Source organism: Salinisphaera sp. PC39 (assembly GCF_040361335.1).
Classification (GTDB): Bacteria; Pseudomonadota; Gammaproteobacteria; order Nevskiales; family Salinisphaeraceae; genus APNM01.
The window spans coordinates 90694-111472 of the sequence record NZ_APNM01000012.1 but is presented as its reverse complement, the minus strand read 5'-3'; the positions used below and the strand labels follow the sequence as shown (position 1 = coordinate 111472).

Annotated in this window: 22 protein-coding genes; 18 read left to right on the top strand and 4 right to left on the bottom strand. The window is 70.9% G+C overall.

Annotated features, from left to right (window positions below):
* From PC39_RS12520 to purH, 18 genes are all read left to right on the top strand, one after another.
* Positions 1–921: cytochrome c biogenesis protein CcdA (locus PC39_RS12520; RefSeq protein ID WP_353253733.1), on the top strand; the 921-nt coding region annotated here is incomplete at its 5' end.
* Complete coding sequence (locus PC39_RS12515) at positions 918–1415, top strand: TlpA family protein disulfide reductase (protein WP_353253732.1); 498 nt, start codon at positions 918–920, stop codon at positions 1413–1415. The genes PC39_RS12520 and PC39_RS12515, both read left to right, overlap by 4 nt.
* 181 nt (positions 1416–1596) lie before the next feature.
* Positions 1597–2052, top strand: a complete 456-nt coding sequence (gene aroQ / locus PC39_RS12510; RefSeq protein WP_353253731.1) for a type II 3-dehydroquinate dehydratase — start codon at positions 1597–1599, stop codon at positions 2050–2052.
* Positions 2053–2074: 22 nt separating this feature from the next.
* Positions 2075–2542 carry an acetyl-CoA carboxylase biotin carboxyl carrier protein gene (accB, locus tag PC39_RS12505; RefSeq protein ID WP_353253730.1) on the top strand — a complete coding sequence of 156 codons (468 nt, stop codon included), beginning with the start codon at positions 2075–2077 and terminating at the stop codon, positions 2540–2542.
* 9 nt (positions 2543–2551) lie between these two features.
* The gene (accC, locus tag PC39_RS12500) at positions 2552–3904 is read left to right on the top strand and encodes an acetyl-CoA carboxylase biotin carboxylase subunit (RefSeq protein WP_353253729.1); all 1353 of its coding nucleotides are present in this window, start codon (positions 2552–2554) and stop codon (positions 3902–3904) included.
* On the top strand, positions 3904–4797 hold the full coding sequence (gene prmA, locus PC39_RS12495; RefSeq protein WP_353253728.1) for a 50S ribosomal protein L11 methyltransferase: 894 nt from the start codon (positions 3904–3906) through the stop codon (positions 4795–4797). Before accC ends, prmA begins: the two co-directional genes overlap by 1 nt.
* Positions 4790–6361 (top strand): hypothetical protein, encoded by a 1572-nt coding sequence (locus tag PC39_RS12490; RefSeq protein ID WP_353253727.1) that lies wholly within the window; start codon positions 4790–4792, stop codon positions 6359–6361. Before prmA ends, PC39_RS12490 begins: the two co-directional genes overlap by 8 nt.
* A 222-nt stretch (positions 6362–6583) precedes the next feature.
* Entirely contained in the window at positions 6584–7111 is a 528-nt protein-coding gene (locus tag PC39_RS12485; protein ID WP_353253726.1) for a hypothetical protein, read from the top strand.
* The gene (locus tag PC39_RS12480; RefSeq protein WP_353253725.1) at positions 7108–8796 is read left to right on the top strand and encodes a tetratricopeptide repeat protein; all 1689 of its coding nucleotides are present in this window, start codon (positions 7108–7110) and stop codon (positions 8794–8796) included. Before PC39_RS12485 ends, PC39_RS12480 begins: the two co-directional genes overlap by 4 nt.
* Complete coding sequence (locus PC39_RS12475) at positions 8793–11603, top strand: tetratricopeptide repeat protein (protein WP_353253724.1); 2811 nt, start codon at positions 8793–8795, stop codon at positions 11601–11603. Before PC39_RS12480 ends, PC39_RS12475 begins: the two co-directional genes overlap by 4 nt.
* A gap of 7 nt (positions 11604–11610) precedes the next feature.
* Positions 11611–12222 carry a tetratricopeptide repeat protein gene (locus PC39_RS12470; RefSeq protein ID WP_353253723.1) on the top strand — a complete coding sequence of 204 codons (612 nt, stop codon included), beginning with the start codon at positions 11611–11613 and terminating at the stop codon, positions 12220–12222.
* A complete protein-coding gene (locus PC39_RS12465) occupies positions 12219–12482 on the top strand; it encodes a hypothetical protein (protein ID WP_353253722.1) in 264 nt (87 codons plus the stop codon). Before PC39_RS12470 ends, PC39_RS12465 begins: the two co-directional genes overlap by 4 nt.
* A 53-nt stretch (positions 12483–12535) precedes the next feature.
* Positions 12536–13198 (top strand): MotA/TolQ/ExbB proton channel family protein, encoded by a 663-nt coding sequence (locus PC39_RS12460; RefSeq protein WP_353253721.1) that lies wholly within the window; start codon positions 12536–12538, stop codon positions 13196–13198.
* On the top strand, positions 13195–13719 hold the full coding sequence (locus PC39_RS12455; RefSeq protein ID WP_353253720.1) for an ExbD/TolR family protein: 525 nt from the start codon (positions 13195–13197) through the stop codon (positions 13717–13719). Before PC39_RS12460 ends, PC39_RS12455 begins: the two co-directional genes overlap by 4 nt.
* A complete protein-coding gene (locus tag PC39_RS12450) occupies positions 13716–14252 on the top strand; it encodes an ExbD/TolR family protein (RefSeq protein ID WP_353253719.1) in 537 nt (178 codons plus the stop codon). Before PC39_RS12455 ends, PC39_RS12450 begins: the two co-directional genes overlap by 4 nt.
* A 1-nt stretch (position 14253) precedes the next feature.
* Entirely contained in the window at positions 14254–15168 is a 915-nt protein-coding gene (locus tag PC39_RS12445; protein WP_353253718.1) for a TonB family protein, read from the top strand.
* A 95-nt stretch (positions 15169–15263) separates the two neighbouring features.
* Entirely contained in the window at positions 15264–15527 is a 264-nt protein-coding gene (gene fis / locus PC39_RS12440; RefSeq protein WP_353253717.1) for a DNA-binding transcriptional regulator Fis, read from the top strand.
* A gap of 101 nt (positions 15528–15628) precedes the next feature.
* Positions 15629–17206 (top strand): bifunctional phosphoribosylaminoimidazolecarboxamide formyltransferase/IMP cyclohydrolase, encoded by a 1578-nt coding sequence (gene purH / locus PC39_RS12435; protein WP_353253716.1) that lies wholly within the window; start codon positions 15629–15631, stop codon positions 17204–17206.
* 103 nt (positions 17207–17309) lie between these two features.
* Here purH and PC39_RS12430 read toward each other — a convergent pair whose 3' ends face one another.
* The 4 genes from PC39_RS12430 to PC39_RS12415 form a co-directional block, all read right to left on the bottom strand.
* Positions 17310–17723 carry a secondary thiamine-phosphate synthase enzyme YjbQ gene (locus PC39_RS12430; protein WP_353253715.1) on the bottom strand — a complete coding sequence of 138 codons (414 nt, stop codon included), beginning with the start codon at positions 17721–17723 and terminating at the stop codon, positions 17310–17312.
* 210 nt (positions 17724–17933) lie between these two features.
* Positions 17934–18899 (bottom strand): NAD(P)-dependent oxidoreductase, encoded by a 966-nt coding sequence (locus tag PC39_RS12425; RefSeq protein ID WP_353253714.1) that lies wholly within the window; start codon positions 18897–18899, stop codon positions 17934–17936.
* Positions 18896–19780, bottom strand: a complete 885-nt coding sequence (locus PC39_RS12420; RefSeq protein ID WP_353253713.1) for a bile acid:sodium symporter family protein — start codon at positions 19778–19780, stop codon at positions 18896–18898. Before PC39_RS12420 ends, PC39_RS12425 begins: the two co-directional genes overlap by 4 nt.
* An 86-nt stretch (positions 19781–19866) precedes the next feature.
* The gene (locus PC39_RS12415) at positions 19867–20760 is read right to left on the bottom strand and encodes an alpha/beta fold hydrolase (protein ID WP_353253712.1); all 894 of its coding nucleotides are present in this window, start codon (positions 20758–20760) and stop codon (positions 19867–19869) included.
* Between the last annotated feature and the right edge of the window lie 19 nt (positions 20761–20779).

Genomic DNA, 20779 nt, shown 5'->3' with positions numbered 1-20779 from the left:
GGCGGGGGCGGCGCCCCGCCCCGGATCTGGGGGGCCGCGCTGCTCGGCTTCTTGTCGGCATTGATCGTGGGCCCCTGCCTGGCGCCGCCGCTGGCCGGCGCATTGCTCTACATCGGCAGCAGCGGCGATCCGCTGCTCGGGGGTCTCGCCCTGTTCGCGCTAGGGCTCGGCATGGGCCTGCCGCTGATCCTGCTGGGCACCGTCGGCGGGGGCATCCTGCCGCGGCCCGGCCCCTGGATGGACGAGGTGCGCGTGCTCTTCGGCGTGATCCTGATCGGCGTGGCGTGGTGGCTGCTGGCGCGGATCCTGCCCGGTCCCGTCATGCTGGCGATGTGGGCCGCCCTGCTGGCCGGCTACGGCGTGCACCTCGGCGCCCTGGAGCGACGCCGGCGCGCCTCCGGTGCGTTGCGCCTGGCCCAGGCCGGCGGCATGCTCGCCCTGATCTACGCCGGCATCCTGCTGGTGGGCGCGGCCAGCGGGGCGAAGGATCCGTTGCGTCCCCTCGGGCCGCTGACCGGCGGGACCGCGGCCGCGGCCGAGAGCGGCGCGGAACACACGGTCTTCCGGCGCGTGGACGGTCTCGAGGAGCTGGAAGCGGCCCTGGCCGCGGCGGCCCGCGCAGGCCGGCCCGCGGTGGTCGACTTCTATGCCGACTGGTGCGTCGAATGCGTGCGCATGGAGCGCACCGTGTTCTCGCGCCAGCGGGTGGCCGACGCCCTGTCGGACGTGGCCGCCCTGCAGGTCGACGTCACCGAGTACGGCACCGCCGACCGCGCCCTGATGCGCGAGTTCGGCGTGATCGGGCCGCCCACCATCCTGTTCTTCGGCGCCGGCGGCGAGGAGCGCCGCGACCACCGCCTGATCGGCGAGGTCGACGCCGAAGGCTTCATCGCCCATCTGGATCGGGCACTGGCACGATGACCCGCTGGCTGGGCATCGCCGCCTGCGCCCTCGCCCTCGCCGCCGGCGCGGGTCTCGCCTGGTGGCTGCAAAGCGGCGCGGAACCCCGTCCCGACTTCGCCCTACCCGACCTGCAGGGCGAGACCCGGCACGTGAGCGAATGGGACGGCCACCTGCTGCTGATCAACTTCTGGGCCACCTGGTGCGCCCCCTGCCGCGAGGAGATCCCGATGCTCGTGGCGGCGCAGCGCGCCTACCGCGATCGCGGCGTACGCATCATCGGCCTGGCCCTGGACCGGCGCGAACCGGTCGAGCGCTTCGCCGCCGAGTACGGAATCAACTACCCGGTGCTGGTGGACGCCGCCGGCGTGGCCCGGGTGCAGGACGCGTTCGATGGCGGCACGGGACTGCCCATGACCATCCTGGTCGACCGCCGGGGACGGATCCGGGAACGTGTCGCGGGCGAGCTGACCCGCACGGAACTGGACGCCCTCCTGGCACCCTACCTGGACTGAGCCTCCGGCGACCGGGAAACGTGCCCGGAGCCGGCTTCGTGGCGCGAAAAAGAATCCTTTTCGCGTTGCCAAACTGCGGTCATCTTGCGCGAACTTGCGGACAATTGCCGTCTTCTGTACAACGGTGCGCAAACGCGGCACACTCGACGATAATCCAGGCTACCGCGACGCAGGGCCACGGGTGCATAAACTACTTCTACTGAACGGTCCCAACCTGAACCGCCTGGGGGCTCGCGAGCCGACCCACTACGGGCGCACCACCCTGAGCGATATCGAGACCCGCCTGCGCGAGCGCGCCGGCGCGCGCGGGGCCGAGCTGGTGGCGTTCCAGAGCCACAGCGAATCCGCCCTGATCGAACGCATCCACGCCGCCGCCGAGGAAGGCGTCGACGCGGCGCTGTTCAACCCGGCGGCCTTTACCCATACCAGCGTCGCCCTGCGCGACGCCCTGCTCGCGGCCGACCTGCGGTTCGTCGAGGTGCATCTGTCGAACATCCACGCGCGCGAGCCGTTCCGACGGCACTCGTACTTCTCGGACATCGCCCTGGGCGTGATCAGCGGCTTCGGCGCGCTCGGCTACGACCTGGCGCTGGACGCGGCGCTCGCGCATCTGGAATCACCCCCCGAAGGCAACTGAATCTGGGAGAACCGACCGGCTCATGGATATCCGCAAGCTGAAGAAGCTGATCGAACTGGTGGAGGAATCCGGCATCGCCGAGCTGGAGATCACCGAAGGCGAGGAATCGGTGCGTATCGGGCGCTATCCGCCCGCCGGCCAGGCACCGCCCAACTACGCGGCACCCCCGCCGCCGCCTCCGGCCCAGGCGCCGGCCGCACCGTCGGGTGAATCCGCGGCCGAGGAGGCATCCGCAGAGGGCGACGGCCTGCCCGAGGGCCACGTGGTACGGGCGCCCATGGTGGGCACCTTCTATCGCGCGCCCTCGCCCGACGCCAAGCCGTTCGTCGACGTCGGCGACCGGGTCAGCACCGACCAGACGCTGTGCATCATCGAGGCCATGAAGATGCTCAACCAGATCGAGGCCGAGGTCAGCGGCGAGGTCAAGGCGATCCTGGTGGAGAACGGCCAGCCGGTCGAGTTCGATCAACCCCTGTTCGTGATCGGGTAGCAGACACTCATGCTCGAGAAGGTCCTCATCGCCAACCGCGGCGAGATCGCCCTGCGGATACTGCGCGCCTGCCGTGAGCTGGGCATCGACGTGGTCGCCGCCTATTCCACCGCCGACCGCGAGCAAAAGCACGTGCTGCTCGCCGAGGAGGCGGTCTGCATCGGCCCGCCACCCGCCACCCAGAGCTATCTCAATATGGCGGCGCTCATGAGCACGGCCGAGCTCACCGGGGCCAGCGCCATCCATCCCGGCTACGGCTTCCTGTCCGAGAACGCGGACTTCGCCGAGAGCGTCGAGCGCTCCGGCTTCACGTTCATCGGCCCGACCGCCGAGACCATCCGCCTGATGGGGGACAAGACCTCCGCCATCCAGGAGATGCAGGCCGCGGGCGTGCCCTGCGTGCCGGGTTCCGGCGGTCCCCTGCCGGAGGACGAGACCGAGAACAAGCGCATCGCGCGCAAGGTCGGCTACCCGGTGCTGGTCAAGGCCGTCGCCGGCGGCGGCGGCCGGGGCATGCACGTGGTGTACGAGGAATCCAGCCTGATCTCCGCGATCGACATGGCGCGGCGCGAGGCCGCCAGCGCCTTCGGCAACCCCGCCGTATACATGGAGAAGTACCTGGAGACCCCGCGCCACATCGAGGTCCAGGTGATGGCCGATTCCCACGGCAACGTGATCCACCTGGGCGAGCGCGACTGCTCCATCCAGCGCCGCAACCAGAAAGTGATCGAGGAATGCCCGGCGCCCGGTATCACCGAGGCGCAGCGCGCCGAGATCGGCGAGATCTGCGTGACCGCCTGCAAGCGTATCGGCTACCGCGGCGCGGGAACCTTCGAGTTCCTGTACGAGAACGGCGAGTTCCACTTCATCGAGATGAACACCCGCATCCAGGTGGAGCATCCGGTCACCGAGATGGTCACGGGCGTGGACCTGGTGGCCGAGCAACTCCGGGTCGCCGCCGGCCACGAGCTGCGCTGGCGCCAGGAGGACATCGTGATGCGCGGCCACGCCATCGAGTGCCGCATCAACGCCGAGCACCCGCGGACCTTCGTGCCCGCGCCCGGCAAAATCGAGAAGTTCCACGCGCCCGGCGGGCCCGGCATCCGCCTGGATTCGCACGCCTACGGCGGCTACACCGTACCGCCGCACTACGACTCCCTGATCGGCAAGCTGATCGCGCACGGCGACAACCGCGACTCCTCCCGGGCGCGCCTGCGCACCGCGCTGTCCGAGATCGTGGTCGAGGGTATCCATAGCAACATCACCCTCCACCGCCATATCCTGGAGCAGCCGGCCTATCGCGAGGGCGGTGTCGATATCCATTACCTGGAGCGGCTGCTCCGTACCGACGCGGAGGGCTGATGGGCACCGCCTGGCTGGAGGTCGCGATCGCCGCGGCGAATCCGGCCCTGGCCGAGGCCGCCCTCGAGAGCGCGGGCGCCGTGGCCGTGACCCTGCGGGACGCCCGGGACGAACCCCTGTACGAACCCGGGGTCGGCGAAACACCGTTGTGGCGGGACACGGAAGTCACCGGCCTGTTTCCGGGCGACACCGATTCCCGCGAGGTCGAGGCGGCGCTCGCGGCCGCCTTCCCCGACCGACCGCCGGCCGCGCGCGTGCGCCTGCTCGAGGACCGCGACTGGGTCCGGGCCTGGCTCGACGATTACCGGCCGATGCGCTTCGGCGAGCACCTCTGGGTCTGTCCCCACGAGGCGGCCGCGCCCGCGGGAGAGGCCGTGGTCATGCGCCTGGACCCCGGCCTGGCCTTCGGCACCGGCACCCATCCCACCACCGCCCTGTGCCTGGAATGGCTCGACGCCCACCCGCCCCGTCACAAACGTGTGCTTGACTACGGCTGCGGCTCCGGCATTCTGGCTGTCGCGGCGGCCCTGCTGGGGGCGCGGTCGGTCGTCGCGGTGGACATCGATCCACAAGCGCTGACGGCGACGCGGGAGAACGCCGAGGCCAACGCGGTCGGCGCGCGAATCGAGACGGGGATTCCGAGCGAACGGACTGATACCGCCGTGGACATCCTGATCGCAAACATACTGGCCGGCCCCCTGGTCGAACTGGCCGCTCTGCTGGCGGGGCGCGTCACTCCGGGCGGCCATCTCGTGCTCTCCGGCATCCTGGAAGATCAGGCGGATACCGTGCGCGCGGCGTACACCCCTTGGTTTGAATTCGGTCCGGGCGCCACGCGCGAGGGCTGGTGTCGCCTGGACGCCGTCCGCCGAGGCGGGGACACGCATGCGTAGGTGCCTGCTCCTGCTCGCCGCGGTCCTGATCTCGGGCCCGGCCGCCGCCGACGGGAACGCCGACGACCTGTACCGAGCGCATGCCCGCTTCCTGGCCGCCACCGGCGAGGAGGCCGCCGCGCTCGCGGCCCTGCGCGCACGCGGCGTGCACGGCGGTCCGCTGTTGGCCACCATCTATGCCGAGCGCGACCTGATCGCGGCGGCCCGGCGCGAGCTCGCCGGACACCAGCGCGACCCGGCCGCCAGCGACGCCTGGCTGGCGCTGGCCCGGGCCCATTACCGCGCCGGCGAACCGCGGCGCACCGAGCGGGTATTGCTGCAGATGACCCGCAACCTCGATGCCGCCGCCGCGCACGAGCGTGCGTCGCTACTGGCACGGGCGCTGCTGCGGCAGAAACGCTTCGACGAAGCGGCGCTGGCACTCGCCGGTCAGCGCCGACGCGGGGAACTAACCCCGATCGACCGTTACAACCTCGGCGTGGCCTGGCTCGGCGCCGGGGCGACGGAACGCGGCGCGGCGGAGCTCGACGCCCTCGGCCGCTACCGGGGCGAAGACCCGGCGCGCCGGCTGCTCGCGGACCGCGCCAACCTCCGGTTGGGCTACTGGTTCCTGCGCGACTGGCGCGGCGGACTCGCGCGCAGCGTACTCGAACGCATCCGTCTGGACGGGCCCTTCAGCGGCGAGGCCACGCTCGCCCTCGGCTGGGCGGAACTGGCCCATCCCGGCGACAGCCAGACCTTGACCACCGAGCAGGCGGAACGGTGCCGCGAAAGCGAGCCGGACCTCTGGGAGGGAACGTCCGAGATCCACGAGGTGCCGCGCGTCGACTGCCGCGATATCGACGAGGAAACGGACGCGCTCGGCGGCGCCGCCGCCCGGGAGAGCAACCGCGCCGCCTACCGGCGCGCGGCGGTGGCCTGGCGCGAAACGGTCGCGGCCCCCGCGACCCGCACCGTGGCCCAGGAAGCCCTCGTGGCGCTGCCCTACGCGCTCGCCCGCTCGGGCGAGCGCGAGGCGGCCCGAGACGCATACCGGACGGCGGTGGAACGCCTGCGGACCGCCCGCGAGGCGATCGCGAACGGCGAAGCGACGGCGGATGCATCCACGCTGTACACCACGGAAGCCGACCGCCTGGACGCGCTCGCGGATTCACTGCGCGCCGCCGACACCCGGCTGGCCCGGATCGAACGCTGGCTCGCGGCCGCCGGCAAGGGCGGCGCCGACCCCGACACGGTGGCCGAGCTCGGCGCGGTTCTCGACCGACTGCGCGCCACGGCGCCCGGCGATCGCGGGATGGCGACCCCCAACGGCGCCCAGCGCGCGCGCCTGCAGGCCCTGCTGCGCTCCCTGGAGGCCTCGCGGGCGACCCCCGGCGACCGCAACGCGCGCGCCGAGGCCCTCAGACGCGGCGTCCCCGACGTGCGCGAGCGGCTCGACGAAGCGCTCGCGGCGACCGTGGCGGCACGCGCCTCGCTCGACAGCGACCGCCGGCGGCAACGCCTGAAGCGGCTCGACCAGTATCTGGAGGCGGCCCAGCTCGGGCTGGTCTCCCTGATGGAATAGGTGTCCCGCGCGGGCATGACGAGGTCGGGCCAGATGTCTATACTCGGCATGGAACGCGGCCCGTCGCCGCCCCATCGGGACAAGACCGGTCAGGCCGGGGCATACCCACCCGGCGACAGTATCCTGCAAGCCGGCCACGGACAAGGTAACGAAGCGCGGAGGACACAGCTTCATGCAGCGCCGGCGGAGAAGCTTCGCGGCGACCTGACGAACTCGCACGCCATGCCAAGTCTCAAGCATCTCACCTGCCTGCTCGCCTGTCTGGCGCCGATCGCGACATTCGCCGCGTCACCGGCCGGCGACGACCTGGAAGACCGGGCCCAGTCGGTCAAGACCGAAGTCCTCGACCTGGAGGCCGAGTTCACCGCGCTCGCGCGCGATATCCGCTACCCCGCCCCGACACGCTGGACGGTCTTCGTCACCGCGGAAGCGCTATCCGACTTCGAGCTGGAAACGATCGAGTTGAGCGTCGACGACACCGTCGTCGCCACCCACCGTTACGACGGCCCGCAGCGCGATGCGCTCGCCGACGGCGGCGCGCACCGCCTGCATATCGATAACCTCGCCAGCGGCGATCACCGCATCTCGGCGCGCCTGACCGGGCGGCTCGGCGGCGAACCCTACGCCCGCACGGCCGCGTTCCGAATCGACAAGCCGGAGGGACCGCGCCTGCTAGAGCTGCACCTGCATCCCGGCGCCGACGGGGGCGAGCCGACATTCACACCCCGAACCCACGCGGACCGCCCGTGACGGCACGGCGCGCGCATATTGCCGTCTGCCTGGCCCTGCTGACGCCGGGCGCCGCGGCCGCCGACTACGAGCCGCCGGGACCCGGCCGCGCCGCGGCGCTGGAACGGGCGGAATTGCGCTACCTCGCGGCGACCGGCGACCCCCTGGCGTTCCTGGCGGCCGCGCACGATGTCGACGGCGAACGCGGCGGACCCGGCCCGTTCCTGCTGGACGCGCTCCTGGGCGAGCACCTGGCCGCCTACGGCCTGCTGGACGCCGCCGCCGAGCGCTATCGCCGCGGCCTCGACTATCGCGTCGACACCGAACGCCGCAACCGGGCCTGGTTCGAACTCGCCCGTGCCTGGCACCACCGCGGCCGGCCGGATCGTGCCGAGACGGCCCTGGACAACGTCCACGGCGAGCTGCCCGGCGAACTCGAAGGCCGCAAGCCGCTGCTGGAGGCGCAGGCGCTTATCGCGCAGGGCCGGTTCGCCGACGCGGTCGAAACACTGCGGGCCGTCGAGGGCGACCTGACCCCGTACGCGCGCTATAACCTGGGCGTGGCGCTGGTCCGCGCCGGCCGGGTCGCCGAGGGCGCCGGCGAGCTCAACGCAGTCGGCACCATGCGCACCGACGACCCCGTCGGCCTCGCGCTCCGGGATCAGGCCAACCTGGTGCTGGCCTATGCCTACCTGGAGACCGGCCAGGGCGCCACCGCCCGTGCCCTGTTCCAGCGCATCCGGCTCAACGGCCCCGCCGCGGACCGCGCGCTGCTGGGTCTGGGCTGGGCCGAGCTGGCGCCGGACGGCGACCCGCAGAAGCACACCGTGCTCAAGGAGATCGCCTGCCGGGAGGACCCGGCGCGGCTGCTGCCCGACACCCTGCCGGTGCTGCGCCGGATGCCGCGCGAGGCCTGCGGCCCGCCGCAGATGTTCCGCGACACCGACCGTTTCCGGACCAAGGAGGGCGGAGAGACCGAGGCAGAACGCTACCGGCGGGCCCTGGTGCCCTGGCTGGAACTGGTGCACCGCCCCGCGACCGCCGCCCCCGTCCAGGAAGCCTGGACCACGGTGCCGCACGCCTACGCGGAACTGGGCTCGCGCGAGCGCGCCCTGGACTACTACAGCCGCGCCATCCACGTGCTGGAGGACGAGCGCGCCGGCCTGGAGACGGTCATCGAGCGCCTGCGCGACCCGGTCGAGACCGGCGCCGAACTACCGCCCGGCGTCGCCCCGGACCTCGACTGGTTCGCCCGCCGCTGGGGCCTGCCGCGCAACGCGGCCATGCCGTACCTGCACGACGCGATCAGCCGTCCCGGCTTCAACAGCGACGCCCACCAGATCCAGGACCTGATCGCCCTGGACGACCGCCTGCTGGACCGCGGCGAGCGGCTCGGCGAGCTGCAGGCCACGCTCCAGGGCCGGCGCACCGCCCTGGCACGGGCCGGCATCGACGCGCCGGCGCCGCTGCGCGAGCAGGAAGTCCGGGTACGCGAGCTGCAGACGCGGCTGCGCGAACTGCGCACGCACATCCGGGATCTGATCGCGGACTACGGCAAGGTCCTGCGCGACCGCATGCTCGCCGCGGCGCGGGAGCGGGCGCGTTACCTGGACTCCTATCTCACCAACAGCCGCCTCGGCCAGGCGAGCGTGATCGACGCGCTCGGCGGCCACGGGACGGCACCGGCCCGGACATCGCAACCGTGATTCGCCCGCCCGTCATGACCCTCGCCCGCGTCCTCGGCCCCGTCGCGCTGCTCGCCTGGACGGCGGGCGCCGCCGCCCAGGGGCCGGCCACCCTGGAATCCCTGGAGGAGCGCGAACTCGATCTGGACCGGGGAACCGCGGCGGAAACGCGGCCGGTGGACCTGGAGACGGCGCGCGACAACTATCGCCGCCTGCTGGAGCTGACCGACCGCCCGGACGTGCGTCTCAAGGTCAAGCGCCGTCTCGCCGACCTGGAACTGGAAGTCGCGGTCGAGGCCGTCGATCCGAAACCCGGCGCCCGGCGGGCGATCGAACTCTACCGCGAGGTCCTGGCGTCCAGTCGTGCCACCGAGCGCCGCGGGGAACTCCTGTACAACGTCGCCCGCGCATCCGAGCTGGCCGGCGACACCGCCGGCGCGATCACCGCCCTGGGCCGGCTGATCGAGGAGCACCCACGCTCCGAGCTGGTGCCGGAGGCACGCTTTCGCCGCGCGGAGATGCGCTTCATCCTGAGCAACTACGCCCGGGCCGCCGAGGATTACGCCTGGCTTGCGGAACGCGGCACGGACACGCCGTTCTACACGCAGGCCCTCTACAAGCTCGGCTGGGCACGCTACCGGCTGGGCGAGCACCGCGCCTCCCTGGAACGGCTGTCGACGGCGCTGCGGCGCAAGCTGCCGCCGGCGCGCCTGGACGCCGCCGGCCGCGCCGACCTGGACGGCCTCAAGACCGCCGATAGCGAGCTGGTGACCGACACCCTGCGGGCCATCACCCTCAACTTCGCGCAGCTCGGCGACGGCCTGACCCCCGCCGCCTTCATCGACACCCACGCGGACATGGCGCCGTACGAGTTCCTGCTCTACGACAACCTGTTCGCCCACTACATGGACAAGGAGCGCTACACCGACGCCTCCGACACCGCCCTGGCCTTCGCCGAGCGCAATCCGGAGCACCCCGAAGCCAAGGATTTCGAGATCGCCGCGATCACGGCGTTGGAGGACGGCGGTTTCCGCAGCGTGGCACTGGAACGCAAGCAAGGTTTCGTACGGCACTATGGTCTTGAGGGCGAGACCTGGTACGGGCAGGACCCGCTCGCGGTGCCCGAGGTGCGCGAACGGCTGAACGAATACCTCGACGAGATCACGCGCACCTATCACGCGGCGGCGCAGGACACCGGCGAAGCGGACGACTACCGCCGTGCCGCCGCCTGGTACGACAACTACCTGACGGTCTTCCCGGACACCGACGACGCGCCGACCCTGGCCTACCGCCGCGCCTCGACCCTGTACGAGGCGGGGGACCATGCCGAAGCCGCCCGGGTCTTCGAGCGCGTGGCCTACGAAATGCCGCCCAACACGCACGCCACCGAGGCCGCCTATGCCGCCGTTCTCGCGTGGCGCGAGGCCGCCGGCGAGGAGAACGTCGCCGGCGACCCCAAGGTCCGCGAAGCGACCTTGCGCCTGGCCGAGGCCTATCCCGCCGAGCCCGAGGCCACCCGGGCGCTGGCACGGCTGGCGGAGGATCTCTACCGGGCCGACAAGCTGCAGGCGGCCGACGACATCGCGCGGCGCGTGATCGCGCACGAACCGCCCGCCGAGGACACGCAGCTCGCCAACGCCTGGCGCATCCGCAGTGCCGCGGCGATGGCGGCCGAGGATTACGAGACCGCCGAGACCGCGTTCTCCTGGCTGCTGGAGCACGAACCCGACGCCAAGGACGCCCCGGCTTGGCGCGAGGCCCTCGCCACCGCCATCTACCGACAGGGCGAGGCCCTGGCCGAGGCCGGGCGCGACGCCGAGGCCGCGGACGAATTCCTGCGCCTGGGCGAAACCGTCGTCGGCGACGCACCGGCCCTCGCCGAGATCCGGACCACCGCCGCCTTCGACGCCGCCGCGGCCGCCGTCCGGGCCGACCAGACATCCCGCGCGATCGCCCTCTACGCCGCGTTCCGCGAGCGCTACCCGGAACACGAGCTCGCCCCCGAGGCCACGCGGCGGCTCGCCGCCCTGCACCTGGAGGCCGGCGACAAGGCCCGCGCCGCTACCGAGTTCGCCCGGGTCCGCGGCCAACAGGACATCGATGCCGAACAGCGCCGGGACGCCGCCCTCCAGGCCGCCCGCCTGTATGAGGAAAGCGACGACACCGACGCCGCGATCGACGCCTACGAAACGTTCCTGGAAGCGCACGATCCCCCGTTCGGGGACCGCATCGAGGCCATCCGGAGCCTGATCGCCCTGAACGCGGCGGTCGGCGACAAGGCGGCGGCCGACCGCTGGCGGGAACGCCTGATCGCGGCCGACGCCGACGCCGGCGACGCCCGTACCGAGCGCAGCCGCACGCTCGCCGCCGAGGCCACGCTGGCCCTGGCCGAGGACAAGCGTGCCGCGGTCGCCGAGGCCCGGCTCACCCTGCCGATCAAGCGATCGTTGCCGGCCAAGAAGGAGCGGCTGGAAGCGGCGCTCAACGCCTACGGCAAGGCCGCCGACTACGCCATCGCGGAGGTGACCACCGCGGCCACCTATCGCATCGGACAGCTTTATTACGAGTTCAGTCGCGACCTGCTGGAGGCGCCCCGCCCGCCGGACCTTTCCGGCACCGAGGCCGCCCAGTACGAGATTCTGCTGGAGGAGCAGGCCTTCCCCTTCGAGGAGAAGGCCATCGAAATCCACGAGGCGAACCTGGACCGGATCGCGGACGGGGTATACAACGAATGGATCCGCAAGAGCCTGGAACAACTCGCGACACTGCAGCCGGCCCGTTACGATCGCGAGGAGCGGCTGGACGACGACATCGCGCAACTGCCGTGAACGGCGCATGAAACGACACGACACGCACAACATGACCCGAGGCGCCGCCGCCCTGACGGCGGTGGCGCTGCTTGCCGGCTGCGCCGGCCTGGGCCGGGGCGATAAGCCCGAGCCGACACAGGCCGAGAGCGCCGCCCCGGCGGTGGCGCTGCCCGCCGAGGATCGCACGGCCTTCGACGAGGCGGTCGCGGCCCTGCGCGCGGGCGACAACGAAACCGCCGAGAGCCGGTTCGCGGCACTCGCACAGCGGCACCCCGAACTGGCCGAGGCACACGCCAACCGGGGCCTGGCGGCCCTGCGGGCCGGCGACGACGAGACCGCGCGCGAGGCCATGGCGCGGGCCGTCGAGCTGGAACCCGACAACGCGGCCTGGCAGAACCGCCTTGGCGTGCTGTTGCGGCGCGCCGGCGAATTCGAGCGGGCCGAGGCGGCCTACGAGGCGGCGCTGGACGCCGACGGGGACTACCCGCCGGCCCACCTCAACCTGGGGATTCTGTATGATATTTACCTACAGCGACCGCAAGAGGCGCTGTCCCATTATCAGCAATATCAGACGCTCGCCGGTCAGCCGGATGACGAGGTGGCACTATGGATCGCGGACTTAGAGCGGCGCTTGTGACGGCGATCCTCGCGCTGTCGCTGACCCCGGCCGCCGGCGCGCAGGACGACGACGGACAATCCGCCCGGACATCCACCCGGGGGGGTACGACCATCTTCGGCGCGCAGGAACTGCCCAAGGGATTGACCCTGGTGCCCTGGAAGAAGAGCGAACCGGGGGAGCTGACCGCCGAACCGACCCGGCTGGTCGACGAGCCCCTGGTGCCGATCGATCCCGAGGCGTTCGAACGCCGGCTGGAATACTACGAACAGAACCGTTGAGGCAGTATCCCGAAGCGCCCGTGCCGCGCCGCAGGGAACCAAGGAGACACTAAATGCAGGTCTACAACACCATCGTCAGCTTCTTTCAGAACGGCGGCCCCTTCATGTATCCGATCGTGCTGATCCTGGCGCTGGGCCTGGCGATCGCGATCGAGCGCTGGTGGTACCTGAGCCGCACCGAGGCACGCAACCGCAAGGCGTGGCAACGCCTGGAGCCGCTGCTGGCCCGCGGCGACTACGAGGGCGCGCGCAGCACCACCGAGGAAAACGAGACCGAGATCGGCAACATCCTCAACTACGGCCTGTCCCGTCTGCGCAGCACCCGCCGCCGCGAGGACGTGGAGATGGCCATGGAGGAGAGCCTCATGGAGACCATGCCGGTCCTGGAGAAGCGCACCCATTACCTGGCGACCTTCGCCAACATCGCCACGCTCCTGGGCCTGCTCGGCACCATCATCGGCCTGATCCAGGCCTTCACCGCAGTCGCCAACGTCGACCCGGCGGAGAAGGCCGACCTGCTCTCGGCGAGTATCTCGGTGGCCATGAACACCACCGCGTTCGGCCTGATGGTCGCGATCCCGCTGCTGCTGATCCATGCCCTGCTCAGCACCAAGACCACGTCGCTCATCGACAGCCTGGAGATGGCCTCGGTCAAGTTCCTGAACACGGTCTCGCCCGATAGCGGCCGGCGGACCGACGAGGGGGGCGCGGCTTGATCCGACAGCGCCTCCAGCAGCGGCGGCTCCGGCACGGTCGGGAACCGGCGGAGCTGAACATCACCGCGTTCATGAACCTGATGGTGATCCTGGTCCCGTTCCTGCTGATCACCGCGGTGTTCTCGCGGATGGCGATCCTCGAGCTCAACCTGCCGGGCGCCGCCGAGCAGACCGCGGAGCCGGAGAAGACCCTGCGGCTGGAAGTGATCGTGCGCGACGACACGCTCGTGGTCGGCGACGGCCAACGTGTGCTGCGGGTCATCGACCGGACCGAGGAGGGCGAGCACGACTACGCGGAGCTGTCCTCCCTGCTGCAACTGATCAAGCGGGAGAACCCCGACATCACCGAGGCCAGCATCCTGCTGGAGCCCGATACCGATTACGACACCCTGGTGCAGGTGATGGACACCGTGCGCATGGTCCGCGTACCCGATCCGGACGAACCCGGCCGCGACATGAACGCGGAGCTGTTCCCGGACATCGCGCTCGGCGACGCACCGGGCAACGGAGACGCCTCGTGAAACTGTCGCGCCGCGCCCGACGCATGGCCCGCCACCACCGGCGGCACCGTCAGCGCTACACCTTCAACCTGGTGTCGCTGATGGACATCTTCACCATCCTGGTGTTCTTCCTGCTGGTGAATTCGGCGGATGTGCAGACCCTGCCCAATCCCAAGGAATTGACGCTGCCCGACTCCACGGCGGAGACCGAGGGCCGGCAGAGCGTGGTGGTCATGGTCACGCGCGAAGGCATCAACCTGGGCGCCGATCACATCATCAGCATCGAGGACGCCCTGGCTTCCGAGGAAGCCACCATTCCCGCCCTGTCGCAGGCGCTCGCGGCGGCGGAAATGCCCGCGGCCGCGGCCCCGCCGCCCGAACCCGCCGCCGAGGGCGGGGACGACGCCGCCGAGGCCGGCCCGCCGCAACGCGAAGTCACGATCATGGCCGACGAGAAGCTGCCCTACCGGCTGCTCAAGAAAGTGATGCTGAGTTGCACCGCCGCCGACTTCGGTCGGATCTCGCTGGCGGTGATGCGCGAGGGGCAGGGCTGACATGGCGGCAACGGCTGAGACGACGGTGGAGACACTGGGACAACCCCTGCCCTGGTCGGCCGACGAGAGCGGCGACCGGCGCTATGCGGCGATCCTGCTCGCGGTGCTCGCCCCCATCCTGCTGCTCGGCGTGCTGATGCCGCTGCTGCCCCTGCTGGAACTGCCGCAGGAAGAAGAGGACGAGCAGGTGCCCGAACGCCTGGCGCGGCTCGTCGTGGAACAGCGCCAGCCGGAGCCGCCCCCGGAACCCACGCCGGAACCGGAACGCCAGCAACAGGAGCCACAGCCCGAGCCCCAGCCGACCGAGTCGCCGCGTACCCGGGCCCGGCAAAGCGGCGTACTGGCCTTTTCCGAGGACCTGGAGGCGTTGCGCGAGAACCAGGCGGTCGAGAACGTCCGTCAGCAGCGCGAATTGCAGCAGGGCGAGGTACGCTCGACCCAGCGGCGCCTGATCACCAGCAACGCCGGCGCCGGCAGCACCGGCATCGAGAGCCGCCGCGGCTCGCGCACCGGACTCGCCGACGGCACCGAGCTGGCCGGACGCAGCGACGAGCGCGTCGCGGGGCCGGCCGGCGGCGGCCGCGTCGGCACGCCGGGTGGCGGCGGTGGTGGCGGCGGCGGTCAGGCCACGCGCAGCCTGGAGTCGATCCAGGTGGTCTTCGACCGCAACAAGCAGGCGCTGTTCGCCATGTACCAGCGCGCGCTGCGCAGCAACCCGGCCCTCCAGGGCACGGTCGTGCTGCGCCTGGAGATCCAGCCGTCGGGCGAGGTCACCGGCGCCGAGATCGTATCCAGCGAGCTGAACGATCCCGAGCTCGAGAGCAAGATCGTGAACCGCGTGAAGCTGTTCGATTTCGGCGCCAAGAACGTCCCCGTCTGGCGGGGCCGCTACCCGATCGACTTCTTCCCGTCTTGACGCCGGCCCTGCCGCGTCGCGGGCGTCTTTAACCGCCCGGGGAATACGGTTATAGTGAGCCGCTCTCCCCGAGGTGCAGCGACCGTCCCAAGAGAATGACTCGAACGCGCCAGGACCAAGCCGCCGACAAGCCTCTGAGCCACCATGTCAGGGAAAGCCTGAACGACTACTTCCGGTCGCTGAACGGCTGCCAGCCTCCCTGCGGCCTCTACCGGATGGTGCTCGAACAGGTGGAGAAGCCGCTCCTGGAGCGCGTGCTCGACTACAGCGAAGGCAACCAGTCCCGCGCCGCCGAGCTCCTCGGCATCAACCGCGGCACGCTTCGCAAGAAGTTGAAGCAGTACCAGCTCGATTTCTGACTCTATAGTGTGATTGGTGATTGGTGACTCGTGATTCGCAGGATCACGTCCCTCGCCGCGCCAATCACGGATCACCACTCACCAATCACTGAACGTACAACGTGTCCGATAACACCGACCGTATCCGCCGTGCGCTGATCAGCGTGTCCGACAAGACCGGCGTGGCCGAGCTCGCCGCCGCGCTCCATCAGATGGATGTCGAAATCCTGTCCACGGGCGGCACCGCCCGCACCCTGCGCGAGGCCGGCGTGCCCGTGACCGAGGTGAGCGAACACACCGGCGCGCCCGAGATCATGGACGGGCGGGTCAAGACCCTGCACCCCAAGATCCACGGCGGTCTGCTGGGACGGCGCGACGTCGACGGGCCGGTGATGGCCGAGCACGGCATCGCCCCGATCGACCTGCTGGTGGTGAACCTCTACCCCTTCCGCGAGACCGTGGCCCGGCCCGGCTGCACCCCCGCCGACGCGATCGAGAACATCGACATCGGCGGACCGGCCATGCTGCGGGCGGCGGCCAAGAACCACGCCTTCGTCACGGTACTGGTGGATGCCGCCGACTACGACGGCGTGCTCGCCGAGATACGCGCCGAGGGCAACGTGGCCGCCACCACCCGGGCGCACCTGGCGGCCAAGGGCTTCGCCCATACCGCCGCCTACGACGGCGCCGTGGCGGACTACCTGGGCAGCCTCGAGGCGGACGGCTCGCGCCGTCCCTTCGCGGATACCCTCGACCTGCAATACCGCAAGTGCCTGGACCTGCGCTATGGCGAGAACCCGCACCAAGCGGCGGCGTTCTACGCCGAGGACGACGCCGGCCCGGGCACCCTGGCCGGCGCCCGTCAGCTACAGGGCAAGGCCTTGTCGTACAACAACCTGGCCGATGCCGATGCCGCGCTGGCCTGCGTGCGCGCCTTCGACACCCCGGCCTGCGTGATCGTCAAGCACGCCAACCCCTGCGGCGTGGCCGTGGCCGAGACACCCCTGGCCGCCTATCGGGCCGCCTTCGCCACCGATCCCACCTCCGCCTTCGGCGGCATCCTCGCGTTCAACCGCGAGCTGGACGCCGACACCGCGGCCGAGATCGTCGCCACCCAGTTCGCTGAGGTGATCCTGGCACCGTCGGTCGCGACGGACGCGGCCGCGGCGCTGGCGCGCAAGAAGAATCTGCGTGTGCTGGCGACCGGCCCTCTCGAGGCCGCGGACAGCGCCCCGCGCCGTGAACTCAAGCAACTCGCGGGCGGTGTGCTGGTGCAGGACGCCGACCTGGCGCTGCTGGACGAAGCCGGCCTGCGTACCGTCACCCGACGCGAGCCGACCGCCGAGGAACGCGCCGACCTGCTGTTCGCCTGGCGGGTGGCCAAGTACGTCAAGTCGAACGCGATCGTCTACGCCCGCGACGGGCAAACGGTGGGCGTCGGCGCCGGCCAGATGAGCCGCGTGGACTCGGCCCGCATCGCCTCGCTGAAGGCCGAAGACGCCGGCCTGGCGGTGGCCGGCGCGGTGATGGCCTCGGATGCCTTCTTTCCCTTCCGGGACGGCATCGACGCCGCCGCCAAGGCGGGCATACGCGCCGTGATCCAGCCCGGCGGCTCGATCCGCGACGAGGAGGTCGTGGCCGCGGCCGACGAGGCGGACATGGCGATGCTGTTCACCGGGATGCGCCATTTCCGGCATTGATGTGATTAACCACAGAGACACAGAGAACACAGAGAATTCAAGAAGGTATAAAAGCAGAGAGATTCAATAACACTCTGTGTCCTCTGTGCCTCTGTGGTTCGCCCTAGCCGAGCACGGTGACGACGACCTCGCGGCGGTGGGCGCCGGTGCGGTGCTCGTATAGATAGATTCCCTGCCACGTCCCCAGGTTGGGACGCCCGTCCGTGACCGGCACCGTCAGATCCATGCCGGTGAGGATGCTGCGCACATGCGCCGGCATGTCGTCCGGGCCCTCGATGTCGTGTACGTACAGCGGGTCGCCGTCGGGCACGTGCTCGCCGAACCAGCGCTCCAGGTCCGCGCGCACGTCGGGATCGGCGTTCTCGCAGATCATCAGCGAGGCGCTGGTGTGGCGCGTGAACACGTGACAGAGGCCGGTGGTCACGCCCGAGGCCCGCACCGCATCCGCCACATCAGACGTGATCTCGGTCGTGCCGCGGCCGTCCAGCCGGAAGGTCAAAGTCTGCTGATGGGCCATGGGCTCTCCCACTGAAAAGACAGCCCCCAATCTCGGGGCATCACCCACCCGATGCAAGCCAGTCCACCAACCACAGCGACACGGAGACAGGCTGAGATGGGACGAAAGAATTCATAACCACAGAGGCACAGAGGACACAGAGTCTTTTTGGGATTTACTTTTACTGGCTTCTCTGTGCGCTCTGTGTCTCTGTGGTTAGTCATCAATGGATCAATCGACGCGCCGCAGGGACTCGCCGGCGCGGAAGGCGGCGACGTTCTCCGCGAGCTGGTCGACCAGGCGCTGGCGGGCCGCGCGCGTGCCCCAGGCGCTGTGCGGGGTGACGATCAGGTTGGGGATGTCGCCGGCCAGCAGCGGGTGATCCGCCGGCGGCGGTTCCGCCGACAGCACGTCCAGGCCGGCGCCCGCGATCGCGCCGCGCCGCAGGGCCTCCGCCAGCGCCCCCTCGTCGACCAGGGCGCCGCGCGCGGTGTTCACCAGGAAGGCGGTCTCCTTCATGGCGGCGAGGGCGCCGGCGCCGATCAAACCGCGCGTTTCCGGGGTCAACGGACAATGCAGGCTGAGCACGTCGGCGCGCGCCAGGACCTCGTCGAACGGCACGCGCCCCGGGCGGTCGTCGCCTCCCGGCCGTTGCGACACCAGGACGGTCATACCCAATGCCTCCGCCACACCGGCCACGGACCGGCCGAGATCGCCGTGGCCGACGATACCGAGCGTGCCGCCGGCCAGTTCCCGGATCGGGTAATCCAGCAGACAGAAGGTGCCCGCCGCGCCCCAGTCGCCGCGACGCACGGCGGCCGCGTAATCCGGCAGGCGGGTCGCCAGCGCCGTGATCAACGCGAACACGTGCTGGGTCACGGCGGGGGTGGCGTAACCGCGGCAGTGGGTGACCGCCACGCCGGCCTCGCGCGCGGCGGCGACGTCGACGTTATCGGTGCCGGTGGCCATCAGGCAGATCAGGCGCAGCCCCTGCCCCGCGGCCGCCCCGATGGTGTCGCGATCGAGGACCACCTTGTTGGTGAACACCACCCCGGCGCCGGCGATGCGTTGCGGCACCGCCTCGCGCGGGGTGGCATCGTGATAATCCAGGCCATCCAGGCCCTGCGCCAGCGCGCCGAAGTCCAGGTCGCCCCGGTCCAGGGGCAGCCGGTCCAGCATGACCCCGCGCAGGGTCACGCCCCGGCCTCATCCCGGCCGCGCGTGCGGCGTCCGTAAACCGCCAGCAGCCCGCCGAAGGCGAACATCAGCACGCCGTAGACCGCCGAGGGGACCGCCATCTCGGCGTCGTTGAGCAGGGACAGCGTCACCATCAGACCGATGGTGCCGTTCTTGATGCCCACCTCGATGGCGATGGTCAGGGCGTCGCGGCGCGAGATGCCGCCGAGATAGCCGCTCAGGAACCCCAGGGTGATACCGCCGACATTCAGGGCGACCGCCGAGGGGCCGGCCTGCGACAGCAGGGTCCACATCTGGTCGCGCGTCTGGAACACGATCGCGGCGATGATCGCGCCCAGCACCACCAGGCCGAACACGCTGACGAAACGCTCGCCCCAGGCGGCGACTTCCTCGAAGCGCGCGCGCACGAACAGGCCCAGGGCCACCGGGATCACCACGATCACCGCGAGCTGGACCACGGTATCCACCAGCGGCAGGCGGACCGGCGCGTCGGCGTCGGTGTTGGCGTAGAGATCGAGCGCGATGTTGGCGAACAGCGGAATGGTGAGGATGGTCACCAGACTGGCGATCACGGTGAGCACGATCGACAGCGCCACGTTGCCGCCCGCGAGGAAGGTGAAGACGTTCGAGGTCGTGCCCCCCGGACAGGCGGCGATGATCACCAAGCCGACGGCGATCGCCGGCGACGGTCCCAGCAATTCCACCAGACCGAAGGCCAGCAGCGGGATCAGCGCGATCTGCGCCGCCGTGCCCACCAGCATGGCCCGCGGAAAGGTGAAGACGCGGCGGAAGTCGGCGACCGTGAGTGTCAGGCCCATGCCGGCCATGATGATCATCAGGGCGATGGGCAGGCCCGTCTCGATCAGCGGATTGTCGATCATGGATATCCCTTGTCCCGTCGATTCCCCCGGCGCCCCGCGTTCGGCCGTTCCCTGGGCCCGCGCCGCGCCGGCGCAAACGCGTCAGATTACCCGCGCGCGCGCCGCGGAACAACGACGGGATCGGCCGCCGCGTCGGCCAGGAAATCGACGACGGTCGCGACCGCCGCCCGATCGGAGAGAATCCGGCGATGCCCCTTGCCCTCGGTGGCGACCAGGGCCGCCCCGGGCCAGTGCCGGGCGTTGATCTCGGCCTGGGCGAAGGGCACCTCGCGATCGCGCCGATCATGCACGACCAGGCCGCGCACGGCGGCCAGGGCCGGCAGCACGCGCTCGGCGCGGGCATCGTCCCAGCCGAAGCCGTAGCGATCCTCCATGCGCCGGCGCAGCGCGGCGACGCTGCGCTCCGACAGGCCCAGCATGCCGGTGAACAGGCGCACCATGTCCTCCAGGTTGGCCGGGCTGCCGATCACGGCCAGGGCATCGGTCTCGACCCCGTCGGCCACGGCCAGATAGGCCGCCGCGCCCCCGACCGAATGGCCGACCACGCCCGCCAGCGGCCCGTGCCGCCGGGCGACCGCCCGCACCGACTCGATCATTTCCGCGAGGTTCGTGCGCCGCCGCGGCGATCCGCCATGGCCGATGTGATCCAGTGCCGCCACACGGTAGCCGGCCGCCGTCAATGCCGGCACGAATTCGCGCCAATGCCCGGCGTGTCCGCCCCAACCGTGTACCAGCAACACCGTCGGTCCGCCGCCGCCGTGCACATGCGTGCGAATGCGGCCGTTCGCGGTCGCCACCCAGCCGCTCTCGGTGGCGGCGGGCCAGTCCCGCACGGAATCCGCCGGTGTCGGGCCGGGCGTCGTCCACAGGCGATAGGCGAGCGCCGCAGCAGCCGGCGGCAGGACACGATCCAGACCGCGGAAGGTCGCGAGGATGCCGGCGTCGCGCAAACGGCGCGCCGGCGTGCGGGAATCGGGCATGACACATCCTTTAAGTTGC